The following is a 26,726-nucleotide window of genomic DNA, read 5'->3' on the forward strand; positions in this document are numbered from 1 at the left end:
GCGCGCCGGGCCGCCCGCGCAGGGCGGCCATCAGTGGCAGCACCCGTCGCCGGACCGGGCGGGGGCCGGGGCCGGCAGGTCGAGCGAGGGGTTGCGGTCGAAGAACCCGTCGGGCTCCATCCGCATCCCGATCCGGTGCACGGCCATGACCGGCCACTCCTCGGGACGCGGGTCGTGGTGCACGCCGACGACCGGCCAGAGCACCAGCTCGGCGTCGTCGAGCCGACGGTCGGCCCGCTGCCACACGTGCACGCCGTCCTCGCCCAGCGGGCCCTGGTTCGGGTACTCACCGGCGATGAAGCGCTCGTCGGGGGCATAGGCACTGGCCCAGAGCGCCCGGGACACGAACGGCGCCTTGCGTTCCACGACGCTGCCGGGCCGGGCGAACAGCCGGGTCGTGTTCGGGAGCACCAGCCGGTAGCCGGTGGGGTCGCCGAAGCGGTTCGTCCGTTCGGTGCTCTCGACCAGCCAGTGCACCGCGCGGGACGGGTCGGCGCTCCGGGCGCCGGCCGCCTCGCTGGTGATCGGCGTGCGGACCATCCGGCAGGCGTTGCCGTACGGGTCGAGCTCCGGGTCGGGCTCGACCTCGGCGTGGATCTCGCTGAGCCGGTTCCGGGGCCCGTCGACCGCGGTGTCCAGACGCAGCCCGAAGTAGTGCTGGTGGTTCGACGCCTGCACGTCGGCGCCGACCCGGCGACCGTGCCGGGCGGCCCCGTCCGGTCCGAGCCCGGTGACCGACATGATGCCGGTCAGCTTGATCTCCAGGTCGATCGTGCCGTCCTGGTGGAAGGACCAGTAGAAGCCGTAGTCGTAGTTGGCGACGGTGGCGAAGGAGGAGACGACCATCTTCCGGCTCCGGCGCACCTCGGCGTGGCCGGTGCGGGTGTTGACGTGCTTCCAGAGGATCGAGGCGTCCTCCTCGTGCAGACACACCGCGTTCCGGACGGTCCGCGGCTCGCCGTGCCCGCCCAGCACGGCGGCGTCGAGGTAGCGGATCTCGCCGAGGCAGTCGCAGCCCAGCGCCAGCGACGCCGTGAGCGGGCCCGCGCCGTACTCGCCCCAGTCGAAGAAGTTCTTCCGGTACGCCGTCGGGTCCGGGTCGAGGTAGGGCACGTACATCTCGTTGACCGCGGCCCGGCGCAGCACCGTGCGCTCGCGGTCGCCGTCGAGGTAGCGCACGTCGTGCAGCACCATGCCCTCGCGGTGGGTGAAGCCCACCCGGAACGACCAGTTCTGCCAGCGCACCAGGTGCCCGTCGACGGTGAAGCCCGGCCCGTCGGGCTGGACGATCTCCAGCGGGGCGACGACACGGTCCGGGCCCCAGTCACCGGATCGGTAGTTCCCGGCCTCGGCGGTGGGCGGGCCGGAGTCGTGGTCCTCGATCCGCAGGACCTCGAAGGTCTCCATGTCGACGATCGGGACCAGGCCGGGGACCGGGCGCGCGTAGCCGTTGTCCTCGGGGTGCTCGCGGTGCCAGACCGCCCCCCAGGACAGCCGCCGCCCGGCGAACTCCGGGGGCTCGAAGCCGGTGATCGACTCCGGGTCGACCCAGACCAGCGACGGGTCGGTGATCCCGCGGCGGGCCAGTGCCGCGCGCATCCCGGGATCGTCCCGGCAGGCCTGGGCCATCATCCGGGCCTCCTCGCTGGAGATCCCGGGCCGGCGGGCGTCCACCGGGGTCCAGGTCTGCAACGACGCCGGCCGGTCGACCCCCGACGTCCAGCCGGTGACCTCCCACGCGGCGTGCGCGTCGGGGTTCATGACGATCGACCGGACCGGCCGACCGACGCCCGCCGGCAGGTCCCGGGCACGGTGCTCGTCGACCGACACCCCCCAGAACCGGGGGTGCTCGCCGATCCGCGGGTCGGCCTTCACCAGGTCGACGATCTCGGCGATCTCCGACTCGGCGAGGGGCTCGGTCCAGTGCCGTTGGGCCGGGGACGGTGGGGTCTGCCGGCCGAACCGCGGGCCGCTCCCGGCTCCCGGTGTCCGTTCCGGTCCGGACGCGGCCACGCCCTCGATCACGCTCATCGGGTCGGTCCTCCTCCACCGGGTGCCCGGACGAGTCCGGAGCGACCACGGGTCGACGGTTGGTATCCATGACGGATTAAAGTGGATCCGAAAGTGACGGCTGTGGCTCGACGACGACGGCGGACGGCCGCCCGCGGAACTGATCCACGACCCACGGGTTGGGATCCATCCCGGGTGAGCACGCACCCGTCGGCTATCGTTTCGGGTCCACCGGCGCGGTATCGCCGCCACGCGACGGCGCTGAGGACGGGGGGACGGGCATGGTCCGGCGTACACCGGAGACCGACGGGACCGAGGGTGGGGCCGCGCAGGGAGCGCCGGGTGCCACGCTGGTCGACGACCTCGCCGCCCGCATCCGGGACATGATCATGGGTGGGGACATCCCGATCGGCGGCCAGCTGCGTCAGGCCGAGCTCGCCACCCTGTTCGGCGTCAGCCGCACCCCGATCCGTGAGGCGATCCGCCAGCTGCAGAACGGCGGGCTGATCGCGGTGCACCCGCACCGCGGCGCGGTCGTGCGGGTACCCGCGCCGTGGGAGGTCCGGGAGGCCTACGAGGTGCGCGCCGAGCTCGAGGCGCTCGCCGCCCGCCGCGCGGTCGCCCGGATCACCCGCGAGCAGCTCGACGAGCTGGAGAGCGACAACCGGGAGATGTACGAGCAGTCCGCCGCCCAGGGCGAGGGCCGCACACCGGTGCACCGGGCGGCCAACGACGCCTTCCACACCCTGATCTCCGAGGTCGCGGGCAACGCCCGGCTCACCCGCTCCATCGAGGACATCAACGGCGCGTTCCCGCGCAACGTGTCCTCGCAGCTGATCGTCAACGACAGCCGGCACCGCGACGAGAACTTCGCCGAGCACGAGCGGATCATCGCCGCGCTCCGCGCCGGAGACGCCGACGCCGCGGCCGCCGAGATGCGGGCGCACGTCATCGCGGCCGGTGACGCGCTGGCCCGCTGGTACGAGCAGCGCTCCGCCACGGTGTTCGTCGGCTGAGACGGATCCGCCGCCCGTCGCGGTCATGCTGCGGTCAGTCGTCGGGTGACGCCGACGAAGTCGAGGTCGGGACGGTCGATCCCCTCGCACAGGTCGGCGGCCGCCTCGCCCACGGCGGGCCCGAACTTGAACCCGTGGCCCGAGCAGGCCGCGGCGACCACCACCTGCGGCGTCGCCGGCAGCCTCCCGATGACGAAGCGGCGGTCCGTCGTCATCGTGTAGAGGCAGGCCCTCGCCTCGGCGACGTCGGTGGACGGGTGGGCGGGCACCTCCGGTACGTGCCGGGACATCAGGGTGCACAGCGCGGCGACCTCGTCCGCGGCCGCCGGCTCGACGGGACGCTCGGGGTCCCAGATCCGTTCGGTGTCGGTGCCGGCCTTGTAGCCGCTGCCCGCCACGTCGGGCAGCCCGAACATCAGCCCCTGTGGCCGGTGCACCGAGAACGCGGGGAGCGACGGGGGAGCGGCGGCGGGGTGCCCCGGACGCAGTGTGACGGTGAGGATCCGCCAGGTGCTGAACAGTCCGCCGAGCTCGGGTACCAGATCGGGGACCCAGCCCGCGGTGGCGACGACCAGGCGTCGGGCCCGGACGCTGCGTCGTCCGGTGTGGACGACGACGCCCGCGTCCGGCCCGGAGCCGACGGGCGTCCAGCCCAGCACGGGCTCGTCGAAGATCAGTTCGGCGCCGTCCGTGCGGGCGGCCGCGCGGGCCGCGCGCAGCGCGGCCCCGGCCTCCAGCACACCGGCGTCCGGGTCGGAGACGGCGTGCCAGCCGTCCGGCAACGACAGCCCCGGGGCGAGCTCGCGCAGCCGGTCGGGGTCCGAGACGGTCTCGCAACCGGGGCCCTGCAGCTGTCCGGGCTCGGGGTGGGCGTAGAGCCCGCCGGTGCGGTGCAGCAGCGTCTCGCCGGTGCGCCGCTCCCAGCGCCGCCAGCCGACGTAGGCCCGCTCGACCAGCGGGTTCCACACCGGGTTCGGGTAGGCGCGGCGGATCATCCGGGTCCGCCCGTGCGAGGAGCCGCGCAGGTGGCCCTCGCCGAACCGGTCGAAGCCGATCACCCGCCGGCCGCGCGCGGCGAGCTCGTACGCCGCGGCGGTGCCGTGCACGCCCAGCCCGGCGACGACGACGTCGGCGTCGAGCACGGTGCGGGTCACCGGTGCCCCGCCGTGATCGTGTCCACGACGGACAGCAGGGCGTCGAGGTCGTCGGTGTTGTTGTAGACGTGCACCGAGGCGCGCACGACCGCGGGAACCTCGCGTGCGCCGAGATCCCACTGACCGTGGCTCGCCGGGACGGTCACGACCCGGACCCGCGCCGCGGCGAGCCGGTGCTTGACCTCGGCGGGCTCGACGCCGTCGACGGTGAAGGTCACCATCCCGGAGGTGCTCGCGGCCGGGTCGCGCACGGTCACCCCGGGCCGCGACCGCAGCTGCTCGCGCAGGTCCGCGCCGAGTGCGACCAGATGTGCGGTGGTGACGTCGAGACCCCGCTCGACCGTCTCACGGACCGCGACCCCCAGGCCGAGCCGGCAGGCGACCGAGTGCTCCCAGGTCTCGAAGCGGCGTGTGGTGCCGGCCAGGGTCCACTCGCGCTCCGCGGTCCACGCGGCACCCCGCACGTCCGGGGCGCCCGGTTCGAGGGTGGGCAGCACGGCGGGGTGCACCCAGGCGAAGGCCGTACCCCGCGGGGCCCGCAGGAACTTCCGCCCGGTCGTGACCAGTACGTCGCAGCCGATCTCGCCGACGTCGACGGGCAGGTGGCCGACCGACTGGGTGGCGTCGACGACGAGGCGTGCCCCGTGCCGGCGGGTCAGCGCGCCGAGCGCGGCGACCGGCTCCACCAGCCCGGACGACGTCGGCAGGTGAGCGACGAACACGATCGCCGGTCCACCACCGTGCAGGCTCAGCGCGAGGGCGTCGAGGTCGACGGCACCGGTCGCGGGATCGACGGGGAGGATCTCGAGCCCGGTCCCGGTGCGCCGGGCGTGGGCCATGAGGTGCAGGGCGTGGCTCACGTAGGCCGAGCGGCTCACGAGCAGCCGCGGTGTCCCGCTGCTCACGAGCGCGTCGACCAGCACCCGCAGGCCGGTGGTCGCCGTGTCGAACAACGCGATCTCCGCCGCGCGGGCACCGACGAGCTCGGCGACGTCGTCGTAGACGGCTTCGACCGCCTCACCCACCGCGGCTGCGGCCTCGTAACCACCGTCGCGCTCCTCGCGGCGGAGGTGCTCGACCACGGTGTCGACGACAGCTGCGGTCGGCAGGGCCGCGCCGGCTGCGTTCAGGTGGTGCGACTCGGTGACACCGGGGGTGCGGGCCCGTTCCGCGGCGACGTCGATCCCCGGCGCGGGTGCCGTCCCGAGGGCCGGCCGGGGGGCCGGGCCGGCGATCGACTCGGGGCTCACAGCGCCACCACGACGGCCCGGGACTCGACGAAGCCCTGCAGCGCCTCGTCACCGAGGTCCCGGCCGAGGCCGCTGTCCTTGACCCCGCCGAACGACAGGGCCGGGTCGAACACGTTGTAGGTGTTGACCCATACGGTCCCGACCTCGAGACGCGCGGCGATGCGGTGGGCGCGACCGAGGTCCCGGGTCCAGACACCGGCGGCGAGCCCGTAGGTCGAGTCGTTCGCGAGGACGAGTGCCTCGTCCTCGTGGTCGAAGGCGAGGACGCCGAGGACCGGGCCGAAGATCTCCTCCCGGGCGATCACCATGTCGTTCGTGACGCCGGTGAACAGGGTCGGTTCGACGTAGTAGCCGGGCCCGTCCGGACAACCCCCGCCCACGACGAGCTCGGCCCCTTCCGCCCGGCCCTTCTCGATGTAGCCGAGCACCTGGCTGCGCTGCTCGTGCGAGACCAGCGGTCCGACCGAGATCCCGCCGGCGAGCCCGTCGCCCATCGGGACCCGCCCGACGGCGGCCCGCAGTCGTTCGGTGAGCTCGGGCAGGATCGAGCGCTGCACGAGCAGTCGGCTGCCGGCGGTGCACATCTGGCCGGAGTGCCCGAAGGACGCACGCATCGCGGTGGTGACGACGGCGTCGAGGTCGGCGTCGTCGAAGACGATGTTGGCGCTCTTGCCGCCCAGCTCCAGCGTCGAGTGCGCGAGCCGGCCTGCCGCGGCGACACCGACCTCCCGGCCGACGGCGGTGCTGCCGGTGAACGACACCGTCGCGACGCCGGGGTGGGCGGTCAGCGCCGCGCCGACGCGGCCGTCGCCGGTCAGCACGTTCACCACTCCGGGGGGCACGCCCGCCTCGGTCAGCAACTCGGCCAGGCGCAGCATCGTCAGCGGTGTCTGCTCGGCGGGCTTGACCACCACCGGGCAGCCTGCGGCCAGGGCCGGGGCGAGCTTGAACGCGGCGGTCATGATCGGGAAGTTCCACGGCAGGATCAGCGCGGCCACCCCGACCGGCTGCAGCGTCGTGTAGACGTGGTGGGCCCCGCCGTCGATCGGGACGGTGCTGCCGGTCAACCGGCTCGGGGCGCCGGCGAAGTGCCGGAACGTGCGCGCCGCCTGGCCGGTGTCGGCCCGTGAGCGTTCGATCGGCTTGCCGTTGTCGCGGGTCTCGAGGATCGCGAGGTCCTCGAGGTCCTGCTCGATCAGGTCGGCCACCCGGTTCAGTACGGCCGCCCGCTCCAGCGGGGCGAGTCCGGACCACCGGCGGTCCCGCAGCGCGGTACCCGCGGCGGCGACGGCGGCGTCCACGTCGGCGTCGTCGGCCTGCACGGCGTGGGTCAGGACCTCCTCGGTGGCGGGGTCGACGACCGGGAACGAGGCCCGATCGCCGGCCGGGATCCGGGCCCCGTCGATGTACAGCCCGGCCGACGGCGCGAGCGAGGGCAACGAAGAACGCACGGACTCTCCTGACCTGACGTAGATTGGATCCAACATTAGGATTCTTTGGATCCGATGTGCAAGAGATTCCACACACACCGTGCGCGTGGTCGAACGACGCCGGCACGAGACGTGCCGACGGGCCGCACGGGCCGTGCGATCCGGCGGTGGTGGTGGCCGAACGGCCGACGCGGCGCAGGTTGCCGGTGGTGCCGCGTGGGGCTCGACCGGACCAGGGGTGCCGACCTGCTCTGGCTCGCCCTCGCCCGAGTGGTCGCCCCGTCGATCCGGGCGGCCGCTGCGGATGCGGCCGGGGTCACGCGCGCGGGTCCGGAGAGCACGGGACCGCCCGAAGGCCCGTGACCGGATTCGGAGGATCTGTGTCCGAGCCGGCGTCGCAGGACCGTGGAGTCGTTTCGTGGCCAGTGGATCGTGCTGATATCGCGTTGCCGCCGAAGTGGTCGCCTGCTAGCGTCCTCGTCGGCATTCAATGGTGGGCACGATGTCCTGTGTGAGGATGTGATCGGTCAAGAAGTACGAATGAAGAGGACCGGGGTCCTCCGGCAGAGCCGGACGACAAGGACCCGCGGTTGAGGAGAGCGAAGCCACGCTCGGTCAGGTCTCTGTCTCGCTGTATTCGCGCGAGAACGCAGAGGTCGAGACCCCACTCCGGCGCCACCGCGCGCTGTCTTTTCGTCTACTTCTGACCATGCCGTTGACCTGGTGTTCGTGCTGAGGGCCGAGCGCCGGTCGACCATCTCGTAGGGATGTCGTCGTGTCCACGCCTCGTTCCGGTTCGCTGACGGCGGATCTGTCCTCCACTCGGGTGCGCACCATCATGGTGGCGCTGATGGCCGCCGTCTTCCTGTCATTGCTCGATGCTCAGGTCGTCGCCACCGCGCTGGTACGCATCGTCGGCGACCTGGGTTCCCTGAACCAGTTCGGATGGGTCACCGCGGGTTATCTCATCGGTGGTACGGTCGCATTACCGATCTGCGGCAAGTGGGGTGACCTGTTCGGCCGCAAGCAGGTGCTGGTCGTTTCCGTCGTCGTCTTCCTCGTCGGTTCGACCGGTTCCGGTCTCGCGCAGACCATGGGGCAGCTGGTCGCGTTCCGCGTCGTCCAGGGCGTCGGCAGCGGCGGTCTGTTCGTCTGCGTGCTCGCGATCATCGGCGAGATGTTCTCGCCGCGAGCGGGCGCGAGGTACTACGGCTGGATCTCCGTCACCGTCGGGGTCGCCTCTCTGGCCGGGCCGACCGTCGGTGGTGTCGTCACGGACCTGTTCGGCTGGCGCTGGACGTTCCTGATGAACCTGCCGATCGGGCTGGCGGTGATCGCGATCGTCTCGGCGACGCTGCACCTGCCTCCGCGATCCGCGCCCGGTCGAGTGCGGATCGACCACCTGGGCGCGGTGCTGCTGACCTCGGCCATCGTCGCGCTCAACCTCCTGGCGAACCAGGCCGGCAGGTCGGACCCGCGGAGCCCGGGCGTGGTCATCGGTCTCTGCATGGCCTCGGTGCTGCTCGTCGTCGCGTTCGTGCTGTCGCAGCGGCGCGCGGCCGATCCGGTCATCCCACTCTCGCTCTTCCGGAACCGGACGATCAGCGTGGTCTCGGTGGTCGACGTCATCGCCGGGTTCGTCGGCCTCGGCAGCATCAACTACCTCGTGCTCTGGCTGCAGTCGGTCGACCGGCTGGGTGCGGGCGAGTCGGGCGTGATCCTCGCGGCGATGATGCTGGCCGTCGTCGTGAGCCAGTACGGGAGCGCCCGGCTCATCGGGCGCACGGGCTCGTTCCGCTGGTACCCGCCGGCGAGCATGGCTCTCTTCGCCCTGACGGCGCTGCTCTTCGTCACCGCCGGTCCGGCGACGCCGCTCCCGCTGACGATCCTGTACCTGCTGATGTTCGGCGTCGCGGCCGGGCTCAACCAGCAGGCGCTCACCGTCGCCGCGCGCAGCGGCGGGGGAACCCACGACATGGGCGCGGTCCACGGCGTCACGACCATGCTGCGGCAGATGGGCAGGTCCCTGGGGGCCTCCGTGTTCGCCGCGATGGTCCCGGTCGTCGTCGTCGGGTTCGTGGTCTCGCTGTTCTTCCCGAGCACCCGACTGCCCGAGGACGCGACGGCCGACGGTGCGGCCCCCGACGGTGCGGCCCCCGAAGGTGCGGCCCCCGACGGTGCGGCCCCCGGCACGCCCTGACCCCCACCTCCCCCTGTTCCACCCCTCCACGAAGGAGACACCCATGTACCTGATCACCGGTGCCACCGGCACCGTCGGCTCCGAGCTCGTCCCGCAGCTCGTGGCCGCCGGCGAACCCGTCCGCGCGCTGACCCGGTTCCCCGAGAAGGCCGACCTCCCCGAGGGGGTCGAGGTCGTCGGAGGTGACCTCGAACGCCCCGAGAGCCTGGACGGCGTGTTCACCGGCGTGGACACCGTGTTCGTCGTCCCGCCCGGCTACGGGCACGAAGGCCCTGTGCACGAGACGAACCTCGTCGCGGCGGCCCGAGCGGCCGGCGTCGGCAAGCTCGTGAAGCTCTCGACCAGCGGGGTCGAGTTCGGCGCCACCGACCCCCTGAGCCTCGGCCACAGCAGCGGTGAGGACGTGGTGCGGGAGTCGGGCATGCGGTGGACCATCCTGCGACCCGGCACGTTCATGTCGTTCGTGGGTCAGTACGCCCGGTCCGTCGCGTCGGACGGCGTCGTCCACACCACCCAGGGGGATCCGACGTCCGCCATGGTCCACCCGCGTGACATCGCCTCGGTGGCGTACCGGGCGCTCCTCACCGACGACCACCTCGGCGCGGCTCTGCCGATCACGGGCGGTGAGGCCATCTCGCCGGCCCGCATGGTGGAGGTCGTCGCCGAGGTCGTCGGCCGGCCCGTCGCGCACGTCGAGCGAACCCCGGCCGAGGCCCGGGCCGAGTACGCCGAGCGCGGCTGGGGCGGGCCGCGGCTCGAGGCGCTCCTCGAGCTGAAGCGCCAGTCGGTCGAGTGGGACCGGACGGTGTTCGACACGGTCGAGCGCGTCACGGGCCGGGCGCCGCTCACCCTCCACGACTGGGTCACCGAGAACATCGCGCTCTTCCGCTGACGGGCGACGCGGCGTCGAGCCGGGTGTTCGTGGTTTCCACGAACTCGTGGCCCGGAAAATCGTGGTCGAGTGCATTACCCGGTCGGCCGTCGAGGGAGACGCTGGGTGCATGTCGCAGCATGTGGAGGTCGGGATCGGAGCCGGACCGACTCGACGGCGGTCACTCGGCTTCTTCGCGGTGTGCCTGGGCAACTTCGTGATCATGCTGGACACCAACATCGTCAACCTGGCGGTCCCGCACATCCAGGAGTCGCTCGGCGGCTCGTTCAGCGGGCTGCTGTGGGTCGTCAACGGCTACACGCTGGCGGTGGCCGCGCTGATCCTGTGCGGTGGCGCGATCGGAGACCGGCTCGGCAACGACCGTGCCTACCGGTTCGGTGTGCTCGGCTTCGCGGTCACCTCGCTGCTGTGCGGCCTGGCGCCGGGCCTGGAGCTGCTGATCGGCTTCCGGCTGCTGCAGGGGGTCGCGGCGGCACTGCTGCTGCCGGCCCTGCTCGGGCTGATCCCGCACCTGTTCGCCGACCCGGCCGCCCGGTCGCGCGCCGTCGCGATCTGGGGCAGCACCGGCGCGGCCGCGCTCGCCGCGGGCCCGTTGATCTCCGGACTGTTCATCGACACACTCGGCTGGCGGGCCATCTTCGTGGTGAACGTGCCGATCTGCGTCGGGATCTACCTGCTGGCCCGCCGCACGATCACCGACATCCCGCGCGGGCCGCGCCGTCCGATCGACGGGTGGGGGCAGGTGCTGGCGATCGCGGCGCTGGGCGCCCTGGCGTTCGCCCTGATGGAGGGCCCGTCGTACGGCTGGACGTCGCCGTTGATCCTGGCCGCCGGGGCGATCGTCGTGCTGGCGGTGCCCGCGTTCGTCGTCGTCCAGGCCCGCAGCGCCCATCCGCTCGTCCCGCCGCGGCTGTTCAGCGATCGCCGGTTCACCGTCGCCGCCGTCAACGGGCTGGTGTTCCAGTTCGTCTTCTTCGGCACCCTGTTCCTGCTCGCGATCTACCTGCAGACCGTGCACCGGACGAGTGCGCTGGTCGCCGGCCTGCAGCTGCTCCCGATCACCATCGCGACGGCGCTCGCCCCGCCGTTGCTCACCAGCCGGCTGATGATCGAGCGCGGGCTGAGCGTGCCGGTCTACCTGGCCGCGCTGGTCGGGGTGCCCGGCTTCCTGCTCATGTTGCTGTGCGATGCCACCTCGCCGTACTGGGTGCTCGGCGCCGCGATGGCCCTGCAGGGCCTGTGGAGCGGGCTGGCACTCCCACCGACGGCCTCGCTCGCGGTGGTCAGCCCCCCACCGGGCCTGACCGGCACGGGCAGCGGCGTGTTCAACGCCAGCCGCCAGCTCGGCGGAGTGCTGGGCGTCGCGGTGCTGGGCGGCATCATGAGCTCCGCCGATTCAGTGGTGACCGGCATGCACATCGGCATGGTCATCTGCGCGGTCGGCGTCGGCGTCATCGCGTTGCTCGTCCGGTACGCGACCGTTCCCGCATCCGCAGGGTGATCCACGAGTTCAGCAGGCCGCGCACCTCGCGCGGATCCCAGCCGGTCAGCTGTGTCCAGCGGTCCAGGCGGTACTTCACCGAGTTCGGGTGCAGGTTCAGCGACTTCGCGGCCGACGTGATCGAGAACCCGCACTCCGCGTACCCGAGGACGGCGTCGGCGAGATGAGGGTGATCGGCGGCGACGTCGCTGCCGACCTGCAGCAGCGGTGCGAGCCGTGGCCCGTGCGGCAGCAACGTCGCGGGCAGCCACTCCTCGCCGAACAGCACCGCCTCGCCGGCGCCCGCCACGGCCAGCGCCCGCTCGGCATCGACGATGCTGGCCTCGGCCCCGGCCAGGCCCGGCCGGGGCAGACCGATGCCGACGGCCTCCCCGGGGAGCGCCTCGTGCACCGTCGCGGTCACCAGGTCGGCCGCGGCGGCCTGGCACAGCACGACGCCGTGCGTTCCGCGGGTGGCGGAGTGGATCGTGCCCGGCAGCCGCCGCAGCCGTTGGCGCAGCTGGTCGAGCCCGTCCTCGGGCCGGCTCGGCAGCAGGAAGCAGACGGCCTGGAACGACCCGTCCGGGTCGAACGTCAGCGCACGGGCGAGGTGCACGGCCTCACCCGACGGGTCCTCGCCGGCGCGCAGGATCTCCAGGAACCGGTGCGTCATGGTGATCTGCACGGCGTGCTGGGAACGCAGGGTCTCGGCGTGCGCATCGGCCGAGGCACTGCTGATCAGCCGGATCCACGTCCACCACAGGTCCACGACGCGCACCAGGTGCGCCGCGAGCGGTGGCTCCCGCTCGTCGGCCCTGGCCAGCAGCACGTTCCACATCTCGCGGTAGCCGACGTGGTACGCGCCGATCATCTCCTCGACCCGCACCCCCTGCCGGGCCCGTTGCCGCCCCAGCTCCCGGGCTGCCTCGGTCTGCGCCGCCGTGGGCGGGCACCGGGCGGCGAGCCCGTCGAGCAGGCCGCGGAACTGCTCACCGACGTGCTTCTCGTGGTCGGCGCGCGGGACGTGCTCGTAGTCGGGCGACGCCGCCCGGATGTGCGTGACGATCTCCGGGACGATGACGGGCACGTCGCGGCGCACCTCGGCACACAGCCCGCGGACCTCGGGCCAGTCCTCGTCGAGCGCGCTACCCACCTCACGACCGTTCCAGCTGGGCCCACGCCAGCGCCAGCCGATCGACGAACTCGGCGGCCACGTGCGACGGTTGGGTGAACGGGACGCGGATGTGGGTGTCGTCGCGACCGGTGGCGTCCAGCGCGGGGCCGGGCAGCACCTCCACGCCGTGGCGCAGGGCGAGCTGGGCGTAGGCGGTGGCGTTCGGCCGCGGCAGCGTCACCCACAGCGCGATCCCGCCGTCGGGGCGGCGCCAGCGCCAGCTCGGCAAGCGATCGCGCAGCAGTTCCTCCAGCACGTCGAGCCGGTGCGACAGCTCGGCCGAGCGGGTCGCCATCGGCCAGCCGTGACGGCGCAGCAGCCGGGCGGCGATGGCGTGGTCGAGCAGCGGGCCGCCCAGGTCGATGAGGCTCTTGCGGTAGGTCAGGGAGTCGATGATGTCGGCGGACGCCCGCAGCCAGCCGACCCGCAGTCCTCGCCAGACGGCGTTGTCGAGCGACCCGACGGTGAGGACCTCGGCCTGCGGAGCGCCGTACGCGGCGATCGGCAGTGGTGGCGTGTCGCCGTGGGCCAACCCGATGTAGGAGTGGTCCTCGATCACCGGGACGCGGTGGCGCGCGGTGATGCGGGCCAGCGCCTGCCGGCGGGCCTGCGACATGAGGATGCCGGTGGGGTTCTGGTAGGTCGGCATCACGTAGACGAACGCGGGCGGCCGCTCGGCGAGCGTGCGGTCCAGCTCGACGGCGTCGATGCCCTCGTCGTCGAGCGGCACCCCGACCAGCTGCGCACCGGCGTTGGTGAAGATGTCGAGGTAGCCGGGCCAGCTCGGGTTCTCCACGACGACGCTCACCCCCGGCCGCACGTACAGCTGGGTGGCCAGCAGCACCGCGGGGTGCGCGCCGTTGGTCACCAGGATCTGGTCGGTGCTGGTGGGCAGCCCGGCACGGGTGTAGGAGTCGGCGACCGCCTCCCGCAGGGTGAGCAGGCCGCGCGGCTGGTAGCCCGTGCCCGACAGCAGCTCCTTGAGGTCGGACTCGACCGTCTTGCGGACCGCCTGGCCGATCCCCGCGCTGTCGTCCCAGTCGGGGATGGCGAGTGAGATGACGTCCTTCTGCCCGGTGATGAGCCGGCGCACGATCGAGGTGGTGCGGCCCTCCGGCACGGCCGCGGTGAACTCGCGCCGGGGCCGCGCCTCGAGGCTCACCCGGGTGCCGCTGCCGCGCCTGCTCACGAGCAGGCCCTCGCCGCGCAGCCGGTCGTAGGCCGCGACGACGGTCGTGCGGCTCACGGCCAGCTGGTCGGCGAGCTGACGCTCCGACGGGAGCCGCCGCCCGGGCAGCAGCGCGCCGGACTCGATCGCGTCGCGGACCGCCGCCGCGATGCGCAGGTGGAGCGGCCCGCTGCCGGCCGACCAGTCTCCGAGCACGCCGAGGATATCGGTCGGAAAACGGTCCATTTCCGATGTCATTGGCCATATCCAAAGGTGCGCGCCGCAGGAAGACTCGCCGATGGTAGTCGACGGGGGCGGCGCCGGCGAGTGATCGCTGCGCCACATGTTACAGCTGACACAAGGTTGTGTTAATTCGTTAGGCAGACTCCTTGACGGAACGAGGCTCCTATGTCTGATGCGATGACGATATCGGCGAGGCTGGACCGAATGCCGATCACCCGGCTGCACGTCATGGCAGTGGTGTGCGTCGGCCTCGGACTGTTCTTCGACACCTACGAGGTCTTCCTCGCCGGCACGCTCTCCGGCGTGCTCAAGCAGCATTTCGAGCTCGGCGCGGACCCGTTGAAGGCGGTGTTGGCGAGCGCGTTCGTCGGCCAGTTCATCGGAGCTATCTTCCTCGGCCGAGTGGCCGACCGGATCGGTCGGCGGCGGGCGTTCCTGCTGAATCTCGGGATCTATTCGTTCTTCTCGCTCGTGGGTGGCCTCGCTCCGAACGTCGAGGTGCTCGTGGTGTCGCGATTCCTCGCCGGAGTGGGCCTGGGTGCCGAGCTGGCACTGGCCGATGCCTACCTGGCCGATCTGCTGCCGGCCAGGCTGCGCGGCCGGTTCACCGCGCTCGCCTACACCGTGGGTTTCCTCGGCGTGCCGACGGCCGGGTTCCTGGCCAGCATTCTCGTGCCATTGAGCCCATTCGGCGTCGACGGCTGGCGGTGGATGTTCATCCTCGGTGCGCTCGGTGCGTTGATCGTCTGGGTGCTGCGGCGGATGCTGCCGGAGTCACCCCGCTGGCTGGAGGCCGTCGGTCGCCACGACGAGGCGGACGCGCTGATGACGAAGTGGGAGGACGCTGCCCGCGCGAGCGGAAAGGTGTTGCCGGAACCCGAGCGGAAACCGGAGAGTCCGACCGTTGCCGAGAAGATGCCGCTGTCGGCCATCTTCGCCCCTCGCTTTCGGCGCACCACCACCATGGCCTGGGTGCTCAACTTCTGCTCGGCGTTCGGCTACTACGGATTCGGCACCATCGCCCCACTGGTGCTGGCCGCGAAGGGCTATTCGATCGTCGCCTCCCTGGCCTATCTCGGGTTCATCTTCATTGGTTACCCGCTCGGCTCGGCGCTGTCCCTACCGATCGTGGAACGCGTGGAACGCAAGGTGCTGATCGCGGTGACCGCGGGTGGCATGGCGGTGGCCGGGCTGCTCTTCGGGTACGCCCAGTCGCCCGCCACGATCATCCTGTGGGGATTCATCTTCACGCTGGTGAGCAACATCTACTCGAATGCCTACCACGTCTATCACGGCGAAATCTATCCGACGGCCCTCCGGGCGACCGGTGCCGGCGTCGCGTACTCGATCAGCCGGCTGACCACGGCCGCACTGCCTTACGTCCTGCTCCCCGCGTTGGTCATCGGGCCGGAGTTCGTGTTCGGCGTGGTCGCCGCCGCGCTCGCCGTCCTGATCGTGAACGTGCTGGTGCTCGGCCCGCGGACCACCGGCAGGTCGCTGGAGTCGGTCACACCCGCGGTCGAGGGGCCCGGCCCGCTCACGGAGGTCGACCTGCCGAAGGGCCCCGCTCGATGAGCGCGCCGATGAGTGCCGAGGACGAGGCCGTCTCCATCTGCCGCGACCTGATGCGGTTCGACACGTCCAACTACGGCGACGACCGCGGGCCCGGTGAGCGGCTCGCCGCCGAGTACGCGGCGGGGCTGCTGACCGAGGTGGGTCTCGACGTCGAGCTGATCGAGCCGCGCCCGGGCCGCACGACGGTGATGGCGCGCTGGCCCGGGGCCGATCCCGAGCGGCCCGGCCTGCTGGTGCACGCCCACACCGACGTCGTGCCGGCCGAGCCCGCGCTCTGGCGCCACCACCCGTTCGGCGGGGAGATCGCCGACGGCTGCCTGTGGGGCCGTGGGGCGGTCGACATGAAGTACTTCGCGGCGCAGATGCTGGCGGTGGTCCGGGCGCGGATGCGGGCGGGTCGCCCGCCGGCGCGCGACGTCGTGCTCGCGTTCGTCGCCGACGAGGAGAACGGAGGTCGGCTCGGCGCGCGATGGCTGGTGGACAACAGACCGGAGCTGTTCGAGGGGTGCACCGAGGCGATCGGTGAGGTCGGCGGCTTCTCGGCGACGTTGCCGAACGGCCGCCGGCTCTACCTGGTGGAGACCGCGGAGAAGGGGGTCATCTGGTTCCGGGTGACCACGAAGGGGATCGCCGGGCACGGCTCCATGCTCAACTCCTCCAACGCGATCGCGCAGCTCGGTGAGATCATGCACCGGGTCGGCGAGCACCGGTTCCCGGTCCAGCTCACACCGACGACCCGGCAGTTCATCGACGCGCTGTCCGCCGAGCTGGACGAGCAGTTCCACCCGGACGACCCGGACGCGCTGCTCAAGGCGATCTCCCCGCTCGAACGGATCGTGGGCGCGTCGCTGCAGAACATCGCGTCGCCGACGTTGATCAGCGCCGGCAACAAGACCAACGTGATCCCGAGCCTGGCCAGCGCCGAGCTGGACTGCCGGTTCCTGCCGGGGCACGAGGACGAGTTCATCGCGTCCTTCGTCGCGCTGGTCGGGCCGAACGCGACGTGCGAGATCTTCTATCGGGACGTCGCGGTCGAGACGGACTTCCCGACCCCGCTCACGCACGCGATGGCGGCCAGCGTGGCCCGCCACGACCCGGGCGCCGGTGTGATCCCGTACCTGCTGCCCGCGGGTACGGACGCGAAGCACTTCAGCCGGCTCGGCATCGCCTGCTACGGCTTCGCCCCACTCAAGCTGCCGGCCGACTTCGATTTCCCGGCCGCCTTCCACGGTGTCGACGAGCGTGTTCCGGTGGATGCCCTGCGTTTCGGCGTACCCGTGCTCGACGACTTCTTCGACCGGTGCTGAGTCCCGCCCGAGAGCGGTCCAACAGTAACCGACGCGTAACGTTGACCGCCATCCAGGAAACGTGAGAACCGTATTCTGGACAGTATCTTCGAGTGGATCCGAAAGGGGCTTCGGTGAATCAGTTGCGCCTGGCCCTCGTCGACGGCAACACGTTGTTGCGGGAGTGTCTGGCCGAGCTCTGCGACATCGAGCCCGATCTGCGGGTGATCGGTCAGGCCGACGGCGGCCCTGCCGCGGTGGCGCTCGTGCGGCGCGACCGGCCCGATGTCGTGCTGCTCGACGCGGAGACCGCGGATGGGCCCGTCGACGTGCTTCACTCCCTGGTCACAGCGCCGTCGGCGCCGCGTGTGGTCGTGCTCGGCGTCCACGGGCACACACGTGCCGTGCGCAGGCTGATGGCGGCCGGCGCCCACGGATACGTCTCGAAGCGGTCGACGCGGGCAGAGTTGCTCGCCGTCGTCCGCACGGTCGGCGCACGCAGCGACCAGGTGCTCCTCGCGCTGCCGGCAATCGCCGTCCACCGGTTCGGTGAAACACCTCGCGGACCGCTGTCGCCCCGCGAGGTGGAGGTGCTCGACCTGGTCGCGCAGGGGCTCAGCAATGCCCAGGTCGGCGCCCGGCTGTCCATTTGCGCCGGCACGGTGAAAAGGCACCTCACAAACATCTACGCCAAGTTCGGGGTGCATTCACGGACGAATGCCATCAACCGGGCGGCGGCCCTGCAGATCCTCTGAACGGCCCACTGTCCGACATGGGGAGACGACGAATGACCACGAATTCAGTCCGAGAAATCGCCGCCGATCTCGCGGCCGACGCCGCGCTCTTGGAGATCGCCGAGAACGTCGGCATCTCCACGCTGCTCGACGGGGAGGCCCCGTTCTCCCTGGCCGAGGTCACCGCGCTCGCCTCGGTCCCCGAGGCCGGGGCACGGTCCTTCCTCGGGGCGCTGGTCGCCGCCGGCCTGCTCGATCCCGCGGGCGAGGACAGCTTCACCCCGTGCGCCGACATGGCCGACCGGCGCTACGCCGCGGGCTACCTGTCCTGGTCGCTCACCGCGAATCGGCCCTACCTCGACCACGCGGCGGAGTTCCTGCGCGAACCCGACGCTGTGGCCGGCAGGTACAGCCGGGACGGGCGCAGCGTGGCGATCTCGTCGCGCTGGATCGGCTCGGCCGGCTTCTATCCCGGCCAGGTCGCGGAGATCCTCAGCCGCAAGCCGCAGCGCATCGTCGATCTCGGGTCCGGCGCGGGCGGGCTCCTGATCCAGCTGCTGACGGCGCTGCCGACCAGCACCGGCCTGGCCCTGGACATGAGCGCGGGCGCCTGCGAAGCGGCCGAGCAGGCCGCGGAGCTGGCCGGGGTGAGCGACCGGCTCACGATGGTCAACCGGCCCATCGAGTCGCTGCTGGAGCACCCGGAGCCGGTGCAGGGCGCCGACGTCGTCCACGCCGGGTTCGTCATGCACGACACCGCGGCGCAGCCGGAGGTGCTCGAGGGGATCCTGCGCACCTGCCGCGAGGGCCTCGCCGAGGGTGGGAGCGTCATCGTCACCGACTGCGTCCCGTACGCCCAGGATCCGCGGGAACGCGCCTTCAGCGCGCTGTTCACCTACCTGCACGCCGCATCCATGGAGGTGAACCTCCCGACCGAGACCGAGTGGCGCGCGGCGTTCACCCGTGCCGGGTTCGGCGACGTGACGCTCACCCCGCTGCCGATGCCGGGCAGCCGCCTGATCATCGCGAGCCGATGATCGCGCCCGACGCGCGCAGCCGCGCCGAGATCCTGTACGAGGCCCGCGCGACGCAACAGCCGGTCGCCCCGTTCACCGACAACGACCCGACCCTGGGCGCGGCCGAGGGCTACGCCGTCCAGCGGGAGCTGACGGCGTTGCTGCTGGCCGACGGCGACAGCGTCGTCGGCTACAAGGCGGGGCTCACCTCGGCTCCGATGCAGGAGATGTTCGGGGTCGACACCCCCGACTTCGCCCCGGTGTTCGGCTCCACCCTCCACGCGGACGGCGCCGTCCTCGACCGCGGCAGGTTCATCGCGCCCAAGGTGGAGGCGGAGATCGTGTTCCGGCTGGCGTCGCCGCTGACCGGGCCCGGCGTCGGCGTCGAGCAGGCGCGCGGCGCGATCGGTGAGGTCGCGGCCGGGCTGGAGATCGTCGACTCCCGGATCGTGGACTGGCGCATCCGCCTGGCCGACACGATCGCCGATCTCGCCTCCAACGGGGCGGCCGTGCTGGGCTCCTGGGCGGAGGCCACGTCCGGCACCGACTACCGACGACTCGGTGTCACGTTCCGCCGCAACGGCGAGGTGGTGGCGAGCGGGAACGGCGCCGCCGCACTCGGCGACCCGGTCGCGGTCGTCGCGTGGCTCGCCAACGTGTTCGGCGAGCACGGGATCACCCTCGAAGCCGGGCACCTGGTCATGACCGGCGCGCTGCACGCCGCGGTCCCGCTGGAGCACGGCGACACCTGCACCGCCGAGTTCGACCAGCTCGGCGCGATCACCGTCCACGCGGGACGGGCCGTCCCACCGGATGAGAAGAGGGGGATTCCCCGATGAAGCGAACAGGCGGGCTCTCCACAGCAGTGCTCGGCGCCGGGCTCATCGGTGTCGACCTGGCCGACAAGATCATGCACTCGGATGTGCTGGACCTGGCCCTGGTCGTGGGCCGCGACGGAGCCAACGCCGGCCTCCGCCAGGCCGCCCGGCTCGGCATGCCGATCGCGGACCGCGGCATCTCCTCGATCATCGAGGTGGACGAGCCCTTCGACGTCGTCTTCGACGCCACCAACGCCGTCGCGCACACCGAGCACGCCGAACGGCTCGCGCCCTTCGACACGATGCTGGTCGACCTGACCCCGAGCCGGGCCGGGCGGATGGTCGTCCCGACCGTGAACGGGGCGAGCGCGGCGGGCCTGCGCGACATCAGCATGGTCACCTGCGGCGGGCAGGCCGCGATCCCGGTGCTGCACGCGATCACCGCGGAACACCGCGTCGACTACGTCGAAGTGGTCACCACGGCCGCGACGCTCAGCGTCGGTCACGGCACGCGCATCAACCTCGACGAGTACGTCGACACCACCCAGGACGCCGTCCGCACCTTCACCGGCGTCGGCGACGTGAAGGCGATCCTCAACATCAGCCCGGCCCGGCCCCCGGCGACCTTCCGGGTGGCCATGTCCATGCTGGGCTCGGGCTTCCGCGAGGACTCGGTCCGAGACCTCGCCGAGGGCGTGGCCAAGGAACTGCGCGGGTTCGTCGGCGGGTTCGTCGTGTCGGCGTGCTCGGTGCAGGACGAGCGGGCGTTCGTCGCCGTCGAGGTCACGGCCTCCGGCGAACGGCTCCCGCGCTACGCGGGCAATCTCGACATCATCAACTCCGCCGCGCTCAGCATCGCCGAGCGATGTGCGGACGACCGGCGGTCGATCGCCGAGGCGGAGGCGTCATGAGTGCGGCACCGGCACGAACGATCCAGATCCACGACCCGACGTTGCGCGACGGCCACCACGCGGTTCGCCACCAGCTCGACGCGCAGCAGCTCCGGGGGTATGCCGAGGCGGCGAACGCAGCCGGGGTGCCCGTCGTCGAGGTCGGGCACGGCAACGGCCTGGGCGCGTCGTCGCTGCAGGTCGGACGGGCCCTGCTGAGCGACGACGAGATGCTCGCGACCGTCCGGGAGGCGCTCACCACCAGCAAGATGGCGGTGTTCATGCTGCCGGGCTGGGGCACCGTGCGCGATCTCGACGACGCCGTCGCGCACGGTGTCGATCTCGTGCGCATCGGCACCCACTGCACCGAGGGCGATCTCGCCGAACGCCACCTCGAGCACCTGCGCGAGCGCGGCGTGGAGGCACACGCCGTGCTCCTGATGAGCCACATGGCCACCCCGGAGGGCCTCGCCGAGGAGTGCGCCCGGCTGGTCGGGTTCGGCGCCACCGGAGTCGGGATCATGGACTCGTCGGGGCACTACCTGCCCGGCGACGTCACGGAGCGGATCACGGCCATGTGCGCCGCGGTCGACGTTCCGGTGATGTTCCACGGGCACAACAACCTCGGCATGGCCGTGGCGAACTCGGTGGCCGCGGCCGAGGCCGGCGCGTCGATCCTGGACGCGTGCGCCCGCGGTTTCGGCGCCGGCGCCGGCAACACCCAGCTCGAGGTGCTCGTGCCCGTCCTGGACCGGATCGGGTTCGACACCGGCATCGATCTCTACAAGCTCCTCGACGCCGCCGACCTCGCCGAACGCGAACTCATGACCGCGCCGCCGGCCGTCGACTCGGTCGCGATCGTGAGCGGGCTCGCCGGAGTGTTCTCCGGGTTCAAGACCCGCGTGATCGAGGTGTCGGCCCGTGAGGGCGTCGATCCGCGCGATGTGTTCTTCGCCCTGGGCCGGCTCCAGGCGGTCGCCGGTCAGGAGGACCTGATCGTCGACGTCGCCCAGACGATGGCCCGTGCCGCCGCAGAGAAAGTGAGTGCGTGATGATCTCGACCTACTCGGTCCTCACCGAGATCCTGGTGGACGAGTTCCAGCTCTGTGCCGAGGACCTGAGCGCGGATGCGCGGTGCGGCGAGGTGGGGCTGGACTCCTTGACCGCCGCCGAGCTCGCAGGACTGCTGCGCAGCCGCCTGGGCGTCGAGGTCCAGGACTACGAGCTGCTGGAGCTGCCCACGCTCGGCGACGTCGCCGCGCTGGTGGAGACGCGCCTGCCGGCCGACCAGCGGCAGGGCTGAGGCCGTGCAGACGGTCAACACGCTGGCCCGCCGGGTGATCGTCTCGCCGGGGATGTGCAGCGGCGGCTCGCTCGTGTTCGGCGAGGTGGGGGACTGGACGTGGGAGGCCGTGGCCGCGGCGTGCCGCACCAACGTGCATGCCGCCCGTACCGCGACCGGCGACCCGGCCTACCTGTCGTTCTACTACTACCGGGTCCGCGGCGGGAAGGTCGTCCACCCGCACGGGCTCGCGTTCGGCGACGAGCTCGACCTGACCTCGCGGGTGTTCCAGTTCGGCAGCCAGTCGACGTTGACGCTGCACGTGCTGGCGCCCGCGGGCCTCGACCGGGCCGACGTGCCGCTGGAACCGGAGGAGTTCTACGAGAACCCGCACCCGGACTGCATGTACGTGGAGAACTGGAACCGCTGGATCGCGCGCACCCGGCCGGGGACCAACGCCGATCTGGCCACCACGGCGCCGCCCGACTTCGAGTTCGCCGACCTGCCGCGCATCCCGAACCGGTTCTCCCCGCGCGGCGTCGTCGGACGGGCGCGGGAGGCGGGCACGTTCTGCACCGACCCACCACCGGGCTTCGTCGCCGGTCCCACCACCAGCCACACCTACCCGCTCGACACGGTGCGCGACGTCAACGGCGCCGGGCTGGTCTACTTCGCGTCCTACTTCGCCATCTTCGACACCGCCCTGCTGCGCCTGTGGCGCGAGCTCGGCCGCGACGACGCGCGGTTCCTGGAGCGCCGCGTGGTCGACCAGAAGATGGGCTACTTCGGCAACGCCGACCTGGGTGCGGTGTTCACCGTGAACGTCCGCCGATGGACCAGCGAGACACGGCCGGAGGTCGAGATCGCCGACCTGAGCCTGCACGACTCGACGACGGGCAAGCTGCTTGCGGCCACGTCGATCGAGGCGGAGGTGGCGGCCGGCTGAAAGGGTCCACTTCGGCTGCGGGTGGCCATTTCCGAACCTGGTCGACGCGGCCAGAGTTGCTCCATGAACCTGTTCGACACGATGGCAGCGATGGAACACGAGCAGGTGGTCTTCTGCTCGGACCCGAACAGTGGCCTCCGTTCCATCATCGCGGTGCACAATACGGCCCTGGGACCCGGCATCGGCGGAGTGCGGATGTGGCCGTATCCCGACGAGCAGACGGCGCTCGACGACGTCCTGCGTCTTTCCCAGGGAATGACGTACAAGGCGGCGATCGCCGGTGTGAACTTCGGCGGCGCGAAGAGCGTCATCATCGGTGATCCGGCACGGCACAAGACCGAGGCGCTCCTGCGCGCGCACGGGCGTTTCGTGCAGAGCCTCGCCGGCCGCTACATCCCCGGCGTCGACGTCGGCACCAGCCAAGCGGACATGGACGTGCTCGCCGTCGAGGCCAAGCGCGTCTTCTCCGGCACTCAGGACCCGTCGCCGCTGACGGCGCTGGGGGTGCTGGAGTCGATCCGCGCCGCCGTCGAGTTCGTCGACGGGTCCCCGGTGCTGGAGGGACGCCGCATCGCCGTGCAGGGCGCGGGCCACGTCGGCGAGCCGCTGATCAGGCACCTCACTCAGGAGGGCGCGAAGCTCGTCATCTCCGACGTCGACCGCACGAAGGTCGAACGACTGGCCGTCGATCTGCCCGTCGAGGTCGTCGATCCGGACGAGATCCTGGGCGTCGACTGCGACGTGTTCGCCCCCTGCGCGCTCGGTGCGGTCGTCGACGACGCCTCGATCCCGGCACTACGCTGCCGCATCGTCGCAGGTGGGGCCAACAACGTGCTCGCCGAGCCGCGGCACGCGGTGGCCCTGGCCGATGCCGGCATCCTGTACGTGCCCGACTACGTGGCCAACGCCGGTGGCCTGCTGCTCTACGTGGGCAACTGGCTGGGGAACGACCCCGAGCAGACCCGTGCGACGGTGCTGCGGATCGGTCGTACCACCGGCGAGATCCTGGCCGCGGCCCGCGCCGACGGCATCGACACGGCGACGGCGGCCGAGCAGCTCGCGAAGCGGCGCATCGAGGCGCTGCGCCACGTCGGCCCGCCGCTGGTCTCCCAGGCCTGACGGGGCGGTGCTGTCAGACCGCAGGCACGAAGAAGTGGCTGCGGCGCACCTTGATCGCACCGTCCTCGAACAGGTAGATGTCGGCGAACCCGAGGGTGACGGGTTCGCCGTCGTTGCGCACGGCCTCGATCCGGCCCCACGCGGCCGCTCGTTCCTCCTCGACGATCGCGCCGTCGAGGGTGTGGCGCCCCTTCGCGATGACCCGTTCTTCGCGGTAGAAACGCATGATGCGATCGCGGCCGACGAACGGATCGTATCCGGGCCGCTCGTAGACCATCTCGGGATGGAAGAACTCCGACAGCTCGTCCCAATTCCGGGTGTCGATGGCCGCGAACATTCCAGCGACCCGGTCACCGTGTGCGCCCATGGCTGAAATGTAAATGTGCGGCGACCGCAGTAGAAGCCCCGATCGGCACACGTCGCTACCCCGAAAGTCACATGCCGCGGACGACGGGAGGGCAATGGTCGTGGCCGCTGCCCCGGTCGGCCGCGTGGTGAGGGGGAGTGGCACGCGCAGTGAGGTGCCGTGACGCGATGCGACCGCAACGGCTGCCGGGGCCAGCAGCGGCGTGACGGGCCCGGCGCCCACTGGATCCGGCGGCACCTGGCGGCCCGGCCCCCGCAATGGGGTCGGAGTGCCGTCCACCACCGGTGCGCCAGGTGTGGCGCGAAAGCCGTGAAACTGTGTCCGAGGGGGGACTTGAACCCCCACCCCCTTATACGGGGACTAGCACCTCAAGCTAGCGCGTCTGCCATTCCGCCACTCGGACGTCGCGATCTCTCGATCGCGTCGTGGGGGAAGCATAGCCGAGGCCGGCGACCGGGTTGCGGCGGGGTCGGTACGGGCACCCGGTGGTAGAACGACGCCCATGACCGCTCCAGCGAACGACCACCCGACCAGCGCCGAGGACGAGGTCGTGCAGCTGTGTTCCGAGCTGATCCGGATCGACACGACCAACACCGGCGACCCCGAGACCCTGGCCGGTGAGGCCGAGGCCGCCGACTACGTGGCGGACAAGCTGCGCGAGGTCGGCTACGACGTCGAGCTCGTCGAGTCCGGCATGTCGAAGCGGATGAACGTGATCGCCCGGCTGGAGGGCTCCGACCGCACCCGCGGCGCGCTGCTGATGCACGGCCACCTCGACGTCGTCCCCGCGGACGCCAGCGAGTGGTCGGTGCACCCGTTCTCCGGCGCGGTCCAGGACGGCTACGTCTGGGGCCGCGGCGCCGTCGACATGAAGGACATGGACGCGATGATGCTGGCGGTCGCCCGCCGCTTCAAGCGTGAGGGCGTCGTCCCGCCGCGGGACATCGTGTGGGCCTTCGTCGCCGACGAGGAGGCCGGCGGGAAGTGGGGCGCGCAGTGGCTGGTGGAGAACCGGCCGGAGCTGTTCGAAGGCTGCACCGAGGCCGTCGGTGAGGTCGGCGGGTTCTCCCTGACCCTCGGTGAGGACCAGCGGGCGTACCTGATCGAGGCCGCGGAGAAGGGCATCGCCTGGATGCGGCTGCGGGCCAAGGGCAAGCCCGGCCACGGCTCGTTCCTGCACGACGACAACGCCGTCACCATCCTCGCCGAGGCCGTCGCCCGGCTGGGGAACCACACGTTCCCACTCACGATCACCGACACGGTGCGGGCGTTCCTGGACCGGATGACCGAGCTGACCGGCGTCGAGTACCCGGAGGACGACCTCGAGGGCGCCCTGGCCAAGCTCGGGCCGATCTCGCGGATCATCGGCGCGACCGTCCGGGACACCGCGAACCCGACGATGCTCAGCGCCGGGTACAAGGCCAACGTCATCCCGTCGACGGCGGAGGCGGTCGTCGACTGCCGGGTGCTGCCGGGCCGCGAGGAGGCGTTCCTGCGCGAGGTCGACGAGCTGCTCGGCCCGGACGTCGAGCGCGAGTGGGTCACCGACCTGCCCGCCGTCGAGACGCCCTTCGAGGGCGCGCTGCCCGACGCGATGCAGGCCGCGCTGCGCACCGAGGACCCGACCGCCGAGATCGTCCCCTACATGCTGTCCGGGGGAACCGACGCGAAGGCGTTCTCGACGCTGGGCATGAAGTGCTACGGCTTCGCGCCGCTGCGGCTGCCCCCGGAGCTGGACTTCGCGTCGCTGTTCCACGGCATCGACGAGCGGGTGCCGGTGGACGCGCTGACGTTCGGCACCCGGGTGCTCGACCGCTTCCTGCGGACCGTCTGACCTCCGCCCGGCGCCGTGACGTACCCGGCCCGCGGGTGGCAGGGTGGCGGCATGGATCTCTCGGGCAAGGTCGCCCTGGTCACCGGGGGCGCGTCGGGCATCGGCGCGGCCGCGGTGGACCGGCTGGTGGCGGCGGGTGCGCAGGTGGTCGTCGTCGACCGGGACGCCGATGGCGCCGCGGCCGTCGCGGAGAAGGCGGGCGGGCTGGCGTTCCCGGCCGACGTCACCGACCCGACGGCGCTGCCCGCCGCGGTGGCCGCGGCGGAGGAGCGGTTCGGGCGGCTCGACGTCGTGCTGCTCAACGCCGGCGTCACCGCGGGCCAGTCCGGCGTCACCGATCTCGACCTGGACGGCTACCGGCGCATCCTCGGGGTGAACCTCGACCACGTGGTGTTCGGGCTCACCGCGGCCGTCCCGGCACTGCGGCGCGCCGGGGGCGGGCACGTGGTGGCGACCGCGTCGCTGGCCGGGCTGATCGGCCTGCCCGGCGACGCGCTCTACACCGCGACCAAGCACGCCGTCGTCGGCTACGTCCGGGCGGCGGGCCCGGCGCTGGCGGGGGAGGGCATCCGGGTCACCGCGGTGTGTCCCGGGTTCGCCGACACCCCGCTGATCGGCAACGTCCGCGCCCAGTTCGGCGACTTCCCGCTGCTGAGGGCCGACGACGTCGCCGCGGCGATCGAGCAGATGATCGAGCGCGGTGAGCCGGGGGAGTGCTGGTACGTCCAGCCCGGTCGCGAGCCCGCGCCCTACGGGTTCCGCGGGGTGCCCAGCCCGCGCGGGGCCGGCACACCGCCGGAGGTCGGCTGGCAGGACGCCTGATCCTTACGGCGGGCGAACGC

At 71.9% G+C, this 26,726-nt stretch carries 23 protein-coding genes and 1 tRNA gene; 16 read left to right on the top strand and 8 right to left on the bottom strand.

The features are described from left to right. Positions 1–30: 30 nt before the first annotated feature. A complete protein-coding gene (locus Ae717Ps2_RS04915) occupies positions 31–2,031 on the bottom strand; it encodes a primary-amine oxidase (protein ID WP_083695652.1) in 2,001 nt (666 codons plus the stop codon). Positions 2,032–2,291: 260 nt separating this feature from the next. Between Ae717Ps2_RS04915 and Ae717Ps2_RS04920 the strand changes: the two genes are divergently transcribed. Then, the gene (locus tag Ae717Ps2_RS04920; protein ID WP_075333077.1) at positions 2,292–3,026 is read left to right on the top strand and encodes a GntR family transcriptional regulator; all 735 of its coding nucleotides are present in this window, start codon (positions 2,292–2,294) and stop codon (positions 3,024–3,026) included. A 23-nt stretch (positions 3,027–3,049) separates the two neighbouring features. Here Ae717Ps2_RS04920 and Ae717Ps2_RS04925 read toward each other — a convergent pair whose 3' ends face one another. The 3 genes from Ae717Ps2_RS04925 to Ae717Ps2_RS04935 are packed head-to-tail and all read right to left on the bottom strand — an operon-like array spanning position 3,050 to position 6,881. Beyond that, on the bottom strand, positions 3,050–4,180 hold the full coding sequence (locus Ae717Ps2_RS04925; protein WP_075333078.1) for an FAD-dependent oxidoreductase: 1,131 nt from the start codon (positions 4,178–4,180) through the stop codon (positions 3,050–3,052). Continuing rightward, positions 4,177–5,430 (bottom strand): aminotransferase class V-fold PLP-dependent enzyme, encoded by a 1,254-nt coding sequence (locus Ae717Ps2_RS04930; RefSeq protein ID WP_083702266.1) that lies wholly within the window; start codon positions 5,428–5,430, stop codon positions 4,177–4,179. Before Ae717Ps2_RS04930 ends, Ae717Ps2_RS04925 begins: the two co-directional genes overlap by 4 nt. After that, complete coding sequence (locus tag Ae717Ps2_RS04935) at positions 5,427–6,881, bottom strand: aldehyde dehydrogenase (RefSeq protein WP_233147449.1); 1,455 nt, start codon at positions 6,879–6,881, stop codon at positions 5,427–5,429. The genes Ae717Ps2_RS04930 and Ae717Ps2_RS04935 overlap by 4 nt, the downstream gene beginning before the upstream one ends. A gap of 805 nt (positions 6,882–7,686) precedes the next feature. On the opposite strand from Ae717Ps2_RS04935, the gene Ae717Ps2_RS04940 reads away from it, so the two are divergent. From Ae717Ps2_RS04940 to Ae717Ps2_RS04950, 3 genes are all read left to right on the top strand, one after another. Next, the gene (locus Ae717Ps2_RS04940) at positions 7,687–9,060 is read left to right on the top strand and encodes an MFS transporter (RefSeq protein ID WP_233147450.1); all 1,374 of its coding nucleotides are present in this window, start codon (positions 7,687–7,689) and stop codon (positions 9,058–9,060) included. Positions 9,061–9,103: 43 nt separating this feature from the next. Further along, the gene (locus tag Ae717Ps2_RS04945) at positions 9,104–9,952 is read left to right on the top strand and encodes an NAD(P)H-binding protein (protein WP_075312206.1); all 849 of its coding nucleotides are present in this window, start codon (positions 9,104–9,106) and stop codon (positions 9,950–9,952) included. Between the two features lie 109 nt (positions 9,953–10,061). Then, positions 10,062–11,453, top strand: a complete 1,392-nt coding sequence (locus Ae717Ps2_RS04950) for a DHA2 family efflux MFS transporter permease subunit (RefSeq protein WP_083695661.1) — start codon at positions 10,062–10,064, stop codon at positions 11,451–11,453. Here the strand turns inward: Ae717Ps2_RS04950 and Ae717Ps2_RS04955 are convergent. Next, the gene (locus Ae717Ps2_RS04955; RefSeq protein WP_020628360.1) at positions 11,404–12,585 is read right to left on the bottom strand and encodes a CdaR family transcriptional regulator; all 1,182 of its coding nucleotides are present in this window, start codon (positions 12,583–12,585) and stop codon (positions 11,404–11,406) included. The genes Ae717Ps2_RS04950 and Ae717Ps2_RS04955 overlap by 50 nt on opposite strands. Before the next feature lies 1 nt (position 12,586). Continuing rightward, positions 12,587–14,020, bottom strand: coding sequence for a PLP-dependent aminotransferase family protein (locus Ae717Ps2_RS04960; protein WP_233147451.1), 1,434 nt, complete (start codon positions 14,018–14,020; stop codon positions 12,587–12,589). A 162-nt stretch (positions 14,021–14,182) separates the two neighbouring features. On the opposite strand from Ae717Ps2_RS04960, the gene Ae717Ps2_RS04965 reads away from it, so the two are divergent. The 10 genes from Ae717Ps2_RS04965 (at position 14,183) to Ae717Ps2_RS05010 (ending at position 23,683) form a co-directional block, all read left to right on the top strand. Then, positions 14,183–15,592, top strand: coding sequence for an MFS transporter (locus Ae717Ps2_RS04965; protein WP_075306997.1), 1,410 nt, complete (start codon positions 14,183–14,185; stop codon positions 15,590–15,592). A gap of 8 nt (positions 15,593–15,600) precedes the next feature. Continuing rightward, positions 15,601–16,899 (top strand): M20/M25/M40 family metallo-hydrolase, encoded by a 1,299-nt coding sequence (locus tag Ae717Ps2_RS04970; RefSeq protein WP_233147452.1) that lies wholly within the window; start codon positions 15,601–15,603, stop codon positions 16,897–16,899. A 113-nt stretch (positions 16,900–17,012) separates the two neighbouring features. Then, positions 17,013–17,633, top strand: coding sequence for a response regulator transcription factor (locus Ae717Ps2_RS04975; protein ID WP_020628356.1), 621 nt, complete (start codon positions 17,013–17,015; stop codon positions 17,631–17,633). Positions 17,634–17,665: 32 nt separating this feature from the next. Next, a complete protein-coding gene (locus Ae717Ps2_RS04980; protein ID WP_139318786.1) occupies positions 17,666–18,649 on the top strand; it encodes a methyltransferase domain-containing protein in 984 nt (327 codons plus the stop codon). Further along, positions 18,646–19,467 (top strand): 2-keto-4-pentenoate hydratase, encoded by an 822-nt coding sequence (locus Ae717Ps2_RS04985; RefSeq protein ID WP_075333081.1) that lies wholly within the window; start codon positions 18,646–18,648, stop codon positions 19,465–19,467. Before Ae717Ps2_RS04980 ends, Ae717Ps2_RS04985 begins: the two co-directional genes overlap by 4 nt. Next, entirely contained in the window at positions 19,464–20,357 is an 894-nt protein-coding gene (locus Ae717Ps2_RS04990; protein WP_075333082.1) for an acetaldehyde dehydrogenase (acetylating), read from the top strand. Before Ae717Ps2_RS04985 ends, Ae717Ps2_RS04990 begins: the two co-directional genes overlap by 4 nt. After that, a complete protein-coding gene (dmpG, locus tag Ae717Ps2_RS04995) occupies positions 20,354–21,388 on the top strand; it encodes a 4-hydroxy-2-oxovalerate aldolase (protein WP_020626708.1) in 1,035 nt (344 codons plus the stop codon). Before Ae717Ps2_RS04990 ends, dmpG begins: the two co-directional genes overlap by 4 nt. Continuing rightward, on the top strand, positions 21,388–21,639 hold the full coding sequence (locus Ae717Ps2_RS05000; RefSeq protein ID WP_020626707.1) for an acyl carrier protein: 252 nt from the start codon (positions 21,388–21,390) through the stop codon (positions 21,637–21,639). Before dmpG ends, Ae717Ps2_RS05000 begins: the two co-directional genes overlap by 1 nt. Before the next feature lie 4 nt (positions 21,640–21,643). Next, on the top strand, positions 21,644–22,564 hold the full coding sequence (locus Ae717Ps2_RS05005) for an LnmK family bifunctional acyltransferase/decarboxylase (RefSeq protein ID WP_075307819.1): 921 nt from the start codon (positions 21,644–21,646) through the stop codon (positions 22,562–22,564). A gap of 63 nt (positions 22,565–22,627) precedes the next feature. Next, positions 22,628–23,683, top strand: a complete 1,056-nt coding sequence (locus tag Ae717Ps2_RS05010; protein WP_075333083.1) for a Glu/Leu/Phe/Val dehydrogenase dimerization domain-containing protein — start codon at positions 22,628–22,630, stop codon at positions 23,681–23,683. 13 nt (positions 23,684–23,696) lie between these two features. On the opposite strand, the gene Ae717Ps2_RS05015 is transcribed toward Ae717Ps2_RS05010, so the two are convergent. Further along, positions 23,697–24,050: a nuclear transport factor 2 family protein gene (locus Ae717Ps2_RS05015; RefSeq protein WP_043281071.1), complete on the bottom strand. Its 354-nt coding sequence runs from the start codon at positions 24,048–24,050 to the stop codon at positions 23,697–23,699. Positions 24,051–24,368: 318 nt separating this feature from the next. After that, a tRNA-Leu gene (locus tag Ae717Ps2_RS05020) sits at positions 24,369–24,453 on the bottom strand. Positions 24,454–24,552: 99 nt separating this feature from the next. Here Ae717Ps2_RS05020 and Ae717Ps2_RS05025 point away from each other — a divergent pair. Next, on the top strand, positions 24,553–25,884 hold the full coding sequence (locus tag Ae717Ps2_RS05025) for a M20/M25/M40 family metallo-hydrolase (protein ID WP_075307813.1): 1,332 nt from the start codon (positions 24,553–24,555) through the stop codon (positions 25,882–25,884). A gap of 51 nt (positions 25,885–25,935) precedes the next feature. After that, positions 25,936–26,706 (top strand): SDR family oxidoreductase, encoded by a 771-nt coding sequence (locus Ae717Ps2_RS05030; protein WP_075312202.1) that lies wholly within the window; start codon positions 25,936–25,938, stop codon positions 26,704–26,706. Positions 26,707–26,726 lie beyond the last annotated feature (20 nt).

The sequence above is a fragment of the Pseudonocardia sp. Ae717_Ps2 genome, from assembly GCF_001932475.1.
Taxonomy (GTDB): domain Bacteria; phylum Actinomycetota; class Actinomycetes; order Mycobacteriales; family Pseudonocardiaceae; genus Pseudonocardia.

Coding starts and splice junctions, on each gene's coding strand:
- Ae717Ps2_RS04915 (WP_083695652.1), bottom strand. CDS start 2,031: ATGAGCGTGATCGAGGGCGTGGCCGCGTCCGGACCGGAACGGACACCG.
- Ae717Ps2_RS04920 (WP_075333077.1), top strand. CDS start 2,292: ATGGTCCGGCGTACACCGGAGACCGACGGGACCGAGGGTGGGGCCGCG.
- Ae717Ps2_RS04945 (WP_075312206.1), top strand. CDS start 9,104: ATGTACCTGATCACCGGTGCCACCGGCACCGTCGGCTCCGAGCTCGTC.
- Ae717Ps2_RS04950 (WP_083695661.1), top strand. CDS start 10,062: ATGTCGCAGCATGTGGAGGTCGGGATCGGAGCCGGACCGACTCGACGG.
- Ae717Ps2_RS04960 (WP_233147451.1), bottom strand. CDS start 14,020: ATGGACCGTTTTCCGACCGATATCCTCGGCGTGCTCGGAGACTGGTCG.
- Ae717Ps2_RS04965 (WP_075306997.1), top strand. CDS start 14,183: ATGTCTGATGCGATGACGATATCGGCGAGGCTGGACCGAATGCCGATC.
- Ae717Ps2_RS04970 (WP_233147452.1), top strand. CDS start 15,601: ATGAGTGCCGAGGACGAGGCCGTCTCCATCTGCCGCGACCTGATGCGG.
- Ae717Ps2_RS04980 (WP_139318786.1), top strand. CDS start 17,666: ATGACCACGAATTCAGTCCGAGAAATCGCCGCCGATCTCGCGGCCGAC.
- Ae717Ps2_RS04985 (WP_075333081.1), top strand. CDS start 18,646: ATGATCGCGCCCGACGCGCGCAGCCGCGCCGAGATCCTGTACGAGGCC.
- Ae717Ps2_RS04990 (WP_075333082.1), top strand. CDS start 19,464: ATGAAGCGAACAGGCGGGCTCTCCACAGCAGTGCTCGGCGCCGGGCTC.
- dmpG (WP_020626708.1), top strand. CDS start 20,354: ATGAGTGCGGCACCGGCACGAACGATCCAGATCCACGACCCGACGTTG.
- Ae717Ps2_RS05000 (WP_020626707.1), top strand. CDS start 21,388: ATGATCTCGACCTACTCGGTCCTCACCGAGATCCTGGTGGACGAGTTC.
- Ae717Ps2_RS05010 (WP_075333083.1), top strand. CDS start 22,628: ATGAACCTGTTCGACACGATGGCAGCGATGGAACACGAGCAGGTGGTC.
- Ae717Ps2_RS05015 (WP_043281071.1), bottom strand. CDS start 24,050: ATGGGCGCACACGGTGACCGGGTCGCTGGAATGTTCGCGGCCATCGAC.
- Ae717Ps2_RS05025 (WP_075307813.1), top strand. CDS start 24,553: ATGACCGCTCCAGCGAACGACCACCCGACCAGCGCCGAGGACGAGGTC.
- Ae717Ps2_RS05030 (WP_075312202.1), top strand. CDS start 25,936: ATGGATCTCTCGGGCAAGGTCGCCCTGGTCACCGGGGGCGCGTCGGGC.